A 6,730-nucleotide genomic window follows, 5' to 3' on the forward strand; every position below is an offset into this window, starting at 1 on the left:
GTCGGTCCCGACGAACTGAACGCGTCCCTTCCCTTCACGCGAGTCGGCTACGTATAAGGGGCGCCCATGACGCGCTTTGTGTTCATCACCGGCGGCGTGGTCTCCTCGCTTGGCAAGGGTATCGCGGCGGCAGCCCTGGGTGCGCTGTTGCAGGCGCGCGGTTATTCCGTGCGGCTGCGCAAGCTCGACCCGTATCTCAACGTCGATCCGGGCACGATGAGCCCGTATCAGCATGGCGAGGTGTTCGTCACCGATGACGGGGCGGAGACCGACCTCGACCTCGGCCACTACGAGCGCTTCACCGGCGTGCACGCGACGCGGGCCGACAACGCGACAACGGGCCGCCTCTATGCCGAGGTGATCGCCCGCGAGCGGCGCGGCGACTATCTCGGCGCGACCGTGCAGGTCATTCCGCACATCACCGACGCGATCAAGGAGACGATCGTGCGGGATACCGAGGGCCTCGATTTCGTGCTGATCGAGATCGGCGGCACCGTCGGCGACATCGAGAGCCTGCCGTTCCTGGAGGCGATCCGTCAGCTCGGCAACGAACTCGGCCACGAGCGGGCGATGTTCGTGCACCTGACGCTGGTGCCCTATATCCCCTCGGCCGGCGAGCTGAAGACCAAGCCGACGCAGCATTCCGTCAAGGAACTGCTCAATGTCGGCATCCAGCCGCAGCTGCTCATCTGCCGTTGCGACCGGCCGATCCCGCCGAACGAGCGGCGCAAGATCGCGCTGTTCTGCAACGTCCGGCCCGAGGCGGTGATCGCGGCGCTCGACGTGGATACGATCTACGCGGTGCCGGTCAGCTACAGCGCCGAGGGGCTGGACCGCGAGGTGCTGCGCCATTTCGACCTGCCGCACGCAACGCCGCCCGACCTGTCGCGCTGGGAGCGCGTCGCCGCGACGGTGCGCGCGCCGGAAGGCGAGGTGAAGATCGCGGTCGTCGGCAAGTACACCTCGCTGCTCGACAGCTACAAGTCGCTGGCCGAGGCGATGGCCCATGGCGGTATCGCGCACCGGGTGCGCGTCCTGCCCGAATGGGTGGACAGCGAGGTGTTCAGCCAGCCCGACCGTATCTCGCGGCTGGAGGGGGTGCACGGCATCCTCGTTCCCGGCGGCTTCGGCGAGCGCGGCACGCTCGGCATGATCGAGGCGGTGCGCTTCGCGCGCGAGCGGCGCGTGCCCTTCCTCGGCATCTGTTTCGGGATGCAGATGGCGGTGATCGAGGCGGCGCGGAACCTCGCCGGCCTGCCCGGCGCCTCGTCCACGGAGTTCGGCCCGTGCGACGTGCCGGTGGTCGGGCTCCTGACGGAATGGGCGCGCGGCAACGAAATCGAACGGCGCCGCGAGGGCGGCAATCTCGGCGGCACGATGCGCCTCGGCGCGTATGCCGCGTCGCTTGCCGAAGGCAGCCTCGTGTCGGAGATCTACGGCGGCGCCACCCGCATCGAGGAGCGCCACCGCCACCGCTACGAGGTCAACATCCATTACCGCACGGCGCTGGAAGCCACGGGGCTGCGCTTCTCCGGCCTGTCACCGGACGGCGTGCTGCCGGAGATTATCGAGCTGCCGTCGCATCCCTGGTTCGTGGGCGTGCAGTTCCACCCGGAGCTGAAATCCAAGCCGTTCGAGCCGCATCCCCTGTTCGCCGGCTTCATCGGCGCGGCGGTGCGCCAGGCGCGACTGGTCTGATGCGGCGGTGAGCGCCCTTCCCGTCACCAGCGTCACGGCCGGGCTGCTCGGCCTGCTGGCGCTCGTGCTCGCGATTCCGGTGACGGTGCTGCGCTTCCGCACCGGGCGCAGCCTCGGCGAGGATGCCCCTGGGCTGCAGGTCGGGGTTCGTTCGCATGCCAATTTCGCCGAGTACGCGCCGATTGGGCTGATCCTGCTCGCGATCGCCGAGCACGATCTGGGGTCGTCCCGGTTCGTGCTCGGCCTCGCGGTCGCCCTGGTGCTGGGCCGCGTGATGCATCCGATCGGCATGCGCATGCGCCCGCCCAACGTCTTCCGAGCGGGCGGGATCATCCTCACCTGGGCCATGATCGGCGTCGCCAGCCTGCACGCACTCACGCATCTGTCCGGCTGAGTGCGCCGCCGGGCCGGCGACGCCGGGCAGGTCACTCCTCGGTCGGGTGAACGGTGTCGGACGGCAGCGTGTGCGACGCGGCGTGCGTCGCTTCCATGGCCGGGGGCGGCAGCGTCGGCGCGTGTTCCACCGCATGGGCGGACGGCGCGCCGGCGAGGCTGAGGCTCGGCGGCTCGCGCAGCCAGCCGCGCAGATACGGCAGGCGGATCGCCACCATCGCCAGCAGCACCAGCAGGAACAGAAGCGCGAACGGGAAGGCGTGCGCGAGCGTCAGCATCATGTTGACGAAGCCGGCGACGATCAGCACGGCCGGCACCACCCAGAACCGCCTGTCTTCCGGCAGGCCGTCGTACCAGCGGTTCAGACCCACTACCCAGTCGGCGTGAAGCTTGGCCGGTTCGACCGTCTCGTCACGCACCTCGGCCGGCGCTTCCAGGATATAAGCGAACCGGACGCCCGCGATGAACAGGATCGCCAGCAGCACCAGCAGTCCGAACGGGAAGCCCGTGCTGATGGTCAGCAGCATGTTGATCATGCCGACGAGGACGACGACGGACACGACGAGGCCGAAGCGCATGTCCTCGGGGACCCGCTCGTACCGCTTGTTCCAGCTGACGACCCAATCCATGTGTCTTCCTCCTTCCCTGCGCGAACCGTGAAGGACCGGAGGGTAGCATGGGATACCAGCCTTCTGTGCGGGTTTTCGCTTCTTTCTCGCGCGCCTGTGTTGGCCGGTGGGTGGCCAGGGGCCGGGCGGACTAGGCGCGACGGGCGCGGGCGGATAGGGTCCGGACGATGGAGATCGTCGACGTCCGTGGCGTTCGTTTCGGCAACCGCCTGCCCTTCGTCCTGATCGCTGGTCCCTGCCAGATCGAGGGCGAGACGCAGGCGCTGGAGGTCGCGCATGCCCTGGCCGAGCTTGGCCGCGCGACGGGCGTGCCGGTGATCTATAAGTCGAGCTACGACAAGGCCAACCGCACCAGCGCGACCGCCGCCCGCGGCGTCGGCATGGCGCGCGGCCTCGCCATCCTGGCGCGGGTGCGGGAGGCGACGGGGCTGCCCGTGCTGACGGACGTGCATCTGCCCGAGCAGTGCGCCCCGGCGGCCGAGGCCGTGGACATCCTGCAGATTCCGGCCTTCCTCAGCCGCCAGACCGATCTGCTGGTCGCGGCCGGGGAGACGGGGGCCGCCGTGAACGTCAAGAAGGGGCAGTTCCTGGCGCCGTGGGACATGCCGAACGTCGCGGCGAAGATCGCGGCGACCGGCAACAGGCGCATCCTGCTGACCGAGCGGGGGAGCAGCTTCGGCTACAACACGCTGGTCGCGGACATGCGCGCCCTGCCGATCATGGCGGCGACGGGCTGGCCGGTGGTCTTCGACGCCACCCATGCGGTGCAGCAGCCGGGCGGGCAGGGCAGTTCCTCCGGCGGACAGCGGGAATACGCGCCCGTGCTGGCACGCGCCGCGCTCGCGGTCGGCGTCGCCGCCGTGTTCATCGAGACGCATCCCGATCCGGACCACGCGCCCAGCGACGGGCCGAACATGATCCCGCTGCGCGACATGGCGGGGCTGGTGCGCCGCCTCGCGGCGTTCGACGCCCTCGCCAAGGCCGATCCGGGCCTTAGCTGAGGGCGGCGCGCGATCTCAGCCCGGCGCGACCGCGTCGGCCAGCCGGCTCATCGCGGCCTCGAGGCGCGGGACGCCGTCATCGCCGATGACCGTGCCGGCCCGCCGGTAGATCTCATCAAGCGCGGCGATGCTGGCGTCCTGCAGCGCGCGGCCGGCGCCCACCACCCGGACGACCTTGGCGCGCGCGTCGGACGGGTCGGGGGCCACCTCCACGAAACGCCGCGCCATCAGTTCGCGAATGATCTGCCCGACCGCCTGCCGGGTCAGGCCGCTGCGCTCGGCCAGGATGATCGGGCGCGAGCCCTGCGGCTCGATCAGAGGCATCAGGGTCGCCGCCCCGGCGGTCAGCCCCTCGAACCCGCGTTCGGCAAGGCGTTGCAGGACCGTACCCTGTACGGCGCGGTGCAGACGTCCGGCGATAGCGCCCAGACCCTCGACGTTGAAGCTTGGCCGGCTCACGGGTGTCCGCAATCGAAAGTTGTGTTCAGCGAACACAGCATAACCGGGCGGCGAAGTAAAACGGACGGGGCGACCGCCTCAGCGGCTGCGCAGGAAGCGGTCGAAGGCCAGCAGCGTCGCCTCGGAGACGTGGTGCTCGATCCCCTCGGCGTCCTGCTCGGCCGCCTCGTCCGGGACCCCGACCGCGCGCAGCAGATCGAGGACGAGTTGATGCCGCGCCCGGACACGGGTGGCGAGAAGCTCGCCTTCCTCCGTCAGGAAGATGCCGCGATAGGGACGGGACACCGCGAGCCCCTGCCGCTTCAGGCGGCCCACCGTCTTGACGACGGTGGCGTGCGAGACACCGAGGCGGCGGGCGATGTCGGTTGCGCGCGCCTCGCCCCCGACCGCGAGCAGGTCGGCGATCAGCTCGACGTAATCCTCCAGCAGCGCGTGCGACTGCGCCGTCCGGGTCTTGCCGAAGCGGCGTGCCTGGGCGGGCTCGGTCGGAAGCGCGCGGGGCTCGGTCCCCGTGGTCATCATGCGGCCGTCATCACCGCCTCATCCTAGCCCCGGAACCGGCACCCCGGCCAGTTGCAGCAGAAGGATGACGTTCAACAGCAGGATCACGCCGCCCGCGAGCCACGCCAGGAACGTCGTCCAGGCGCCGATGACCAGCGGTCCCATCAGATCACGGCGGCGGACCAGCACCAGCAGGGCGATGATCGGCACCGGCAGCACGAGGCTGAGGACGACCTGCGAGATCACCAGCGACTCGGTGACCCCGTAGCCGAGCAGGACGACCGCGAACGCCGGCAGCATCGTCACCAGCCGCCGCGCCCAGAGCGGCACCCGCCAGCCGGTAAAGTCCTGCATGATGACCTGCCCCGCCATGGTGCCGACGATCGAGGCGGAAAAGCCGGACGCCAGCAGCGACAGCATGAACGCGCCGGCCGCGAGCGGCCCCAGCAGCGGGGCGAGGGTGTGATAGGCGGTCTCGATCTGGTCGATATTGGAATGGCCGTGGTGGAAGGCGCTCGCCGCCATCGCCAGCATGGCCATGTTCACCAGCCCGGCGACACCGAGCGCCACGACGACCTCGCGGTTGGAAAAGCGCACCAGACGCCGCCGTTCCGTCTCGCCGCTGACGATGACGCGGTCATGCGTCAGGCTCGAATGGAGATAGATGACGTGCGGCATCACGGTCGCGCCGATGATGCCGACCGCGAGGGTGACGGTGTCCGGCCCCGCGAGGCGCGGGATCGTCGCGCCGGCGAGGAAGGCCGGCCAGTCCGGCGGGGCGATCGCTAGTTCGATCACGTAGCAGATGCCGATCACCGCCACGAACCCGCCGACCAGCAGCTCGATCGGACGGAAGCCGCGCCGCTGCAGGGTGAGCATCGCCCAGGTTCCGATCGTCGCGATCCCAAGCGCCACCAGCAGCGGCAGGTGCGCGAGCAGCGACAGCCCGAGCGCCGCGCCCAGCAGCTCCGCAAGGTCCGTGGCCATCGCCGCGACCTCGCTCACCAGCCACATCGCGAGCACCAGCGGCCGGGGAAAATGCTGCCGGCACAGGCTGGCGAGGCTGTGGCCGGTCGCGATGCCGATCCGCGCCGACAGGCCCTGGAACAGCATCGCCAGGACGTTCGCCAGGACGACGACCCACAGCAGCATGTAGCCGAAGCCGGCGCCCGCCTGGATGTTGGTCGCGAAATTGCCCGGGTCGATATAGGCGATCGAGGCCGTCACGGCTGGCCCCGCGAAGGCCAGCGCCGCCCAGGGCCCGCGCCGGCCGCCGCGCAACGCCTCCTTGGCCACCGCCGTGGTGCGGTCCGACAGGGTCATCGGGACGACGTCGTGCATCGCGGCGGAACCTCCTGTGGCGGCCAGCCGTAACCCGGCCCGCGAAGTGTAGCCTGGGCTACAGGAAATGGCGCAGGCAACGGGCACGTCAAGGGTTTTGGCGGGCGGCGGCGAGTTGCGCGGGTGAGAAATGCGCCGATAGAATACGAAATGTTGTCTGCACGCGATCGGCGAGTAGCCGGTCGGATTTCACGTCAGAGGTGTCACATGGTCTGGCGTGCGCGCACCGTTACGTCACGGCTGCTGATCGTGGTCGCGGCCGCCGTGCTGCCGCAGGCGCTGTGCACCGGCCTCCTGCTCACCCGCTACGCCCAGGACGAACGCCTCGCGTATGAGGAGCAGTTCGCGGCGACCGCGCGCGCCGTCGCCCTCGCGGTGGACGGGACCGCGACCATGGGCGTCGTCGCCGCCGACACGCTCGGCCGGTCGGCCGCCCTGCGTCGCGCCGACTGGCCGGAGTTCTACGAGGAGGCGCGCGCGGTCGCCGGCGACGGATGGTGCATCGCGCTGGTCAACGAGGACGGCACCCAGGTGCTGAATACGCGCCGCCCGCTCGGCGCGGCGCTGCCGACCGTCAATCATGAATTGCTGGCCGAGGCGCTGCGCACCGGCGAGACGGCGGTATCGCCGGTCCTGCGCGGCAAGCTCGACGGCGCGTGGCATGTCGGCATCGTCCGACCCCTCGACATCCCCGCCGCCCCGCGGCGC

8 protein-coding genes are annotated in these 6,730 nt (G+C 70.3%); 4 read left to right on the top strand and 4 right to left on the bottom strand.

Annotation, left to right across the window (positions count from 1 at the left end; translation table 11 throughout):
* The first annotated feature begins 66 nt into the window (after positions 1-66).
* Entirely contained in the window at positions 67-1,698 is a 1,632-nt protein-coding gene (locus B8460_RS10950; RefSeq protein ID WP_048861637.1) for a CTP synthase, read from the top strand.
* Positions 1,699-1,705: 7 nt separating this feature from the next.
* Entirely contained in the window at positions 1,706-2,092 is a 387-nt protein-coding gene (locus B8460_RS10955) for an MAPEG family protein (protein WP_048861638.1), read from the top strand.
* A gap of 31 nt (positions 2,093-2,123) precedes the next feature.
* On the opposite strand, the gene B8460_RS10960 is transcribed toward B8460_RS10955, so the two are convergent.
* On the bottom strand, positions 2,124-2,720 hold the full coding sequence (locus B8460_RS10960; RefSeq protein ID WP_048861639.1) for a hypothetical protein: 597 nt from the start codon (positions 2,718-2,720) through the stop codon (positions 2,124-2,126).
* Between the two features lie 167 nt (positions 2,721-2,887).
* Between B8460_RS10960 and kdsA the strand changes: the two genes are divergently transcribed.
* Positions 2,888-3,721: a 3-deoxy-8-phosphooctulonate synthase gene (kdsA, locus tag B8460_RS10965; protein ID WP_048861640.1), complete on the top strand. Its 834-nt coding sequence runs from the start codon at positions 2,888-2,890 to the stop codon at positions 3,719-3,721.
* A 15-nt stretch (positions 3,722-3,736) separates the two neighbouring features.
* Here kdsA and B8460_RS10970 read toward each other — a convergent pair whose 3' ends face one another.
* The 3 genes from B8460_RS10970 to B8460_RS10980 form a co-directional block, all read right to left on the bottom strand.
* Positions 3,737-4,180: a MarR family winged helix-turn-helix transcriptional regulator gene (locus B8460_RS10970; protein WP_052945217.1), complete on the bottom strand. Its 444-nt coding sequence runs from the start codon at positions 4,178-4,180 to the stop codon at positions 3,737-3,739.
* A gap of 78 nt (positions 4,181-4,258) precedes the next feature.
* Positions 4,259-4,702, bottom strand: a complete 444-nt coding sequence (mntR, locus tag B8460_RS10975; RefSeq protein WP_048861641.1) for a manganese-binding transcriptional regulator MntR — start codon at positions 4,700-4,702, stop codon at positions 4,259-4,261.
* A gap of 18 nt (positions 4,703-4,720) precedes the next feature.
* Positions 4,721-6,022, bottom strand: coding sequence for an Nramp family divalent metal transporter (locus B8460_RS10980; protein ID WP_048861642.1), 1,302 nt, complete (start codon positions 6,020-6,022; stop codon positions 4,721-4,723).
* Between the two features lie 207 nt (positions 6,023-6,229).
* On the opposite strand from B8460_RS10980, the gene B8460_RS10985 reads away from it, so the two are divergent.
* Positions 6,230-6,730 (top strand): hypothetical protein (locus tag B8460_RS10985; protein ID WP_048861643.1); only part of this gene is annotated, 501 nt, incomplete at its 3' end.

Source organism: Acidisphaera rubrifaciens HS-AP3 (genome assembly GCF_000964365.1).
GTDB classification, from domain to species: domain Bacteria; phylum Pseudomonadota; class Alphaproteobacteria; order Acetobacterales; family Acetobacteraceae; genus Acidisphaera; species Acidisphaera rubrifaciens.

What these genes read in the sequence shown, in the direction of transcription:
- B8460_RS10950 (WP_048861637.1), top strand. Translation starts at nt 67, where the DNA reads ATGACGCGCTTTGTGTTCATCACCGGCGGCGTGGTCTCCTCGCTTGGC.
- B8460_RS10960 (WP_048861639.1), bottom strand. Translation starts at nt 2,720, where the DNA reads ATGGATTGGGTCGTCAGCTGGAACAAGCGGTACGAGCGGGTCCCCGAG.
- kdsA (WP_048861640.1), top strand. Translation starts at nt 2,888, where the DNA reads ATGGAGATCGTCGACGTCCGTGGCGTTCGTTTCGGCAACCGCCTGCCC.
- mntR (WP_048861641.1), bottom strand. Translation starts at nt 4,702, where the DNA reads ATGATGACCACGGGGACCGAGCCCCGCGCGCTTCCGACCGAGCCCGCC.
- B8460_RS10980 (WP_048861642.1), bottom strand. Translation starts at nt 6,022, where the DNA reads ATGCACGACGTCGTCCCGATGACCCTGTCGGACCGCACCACGGCGGTG.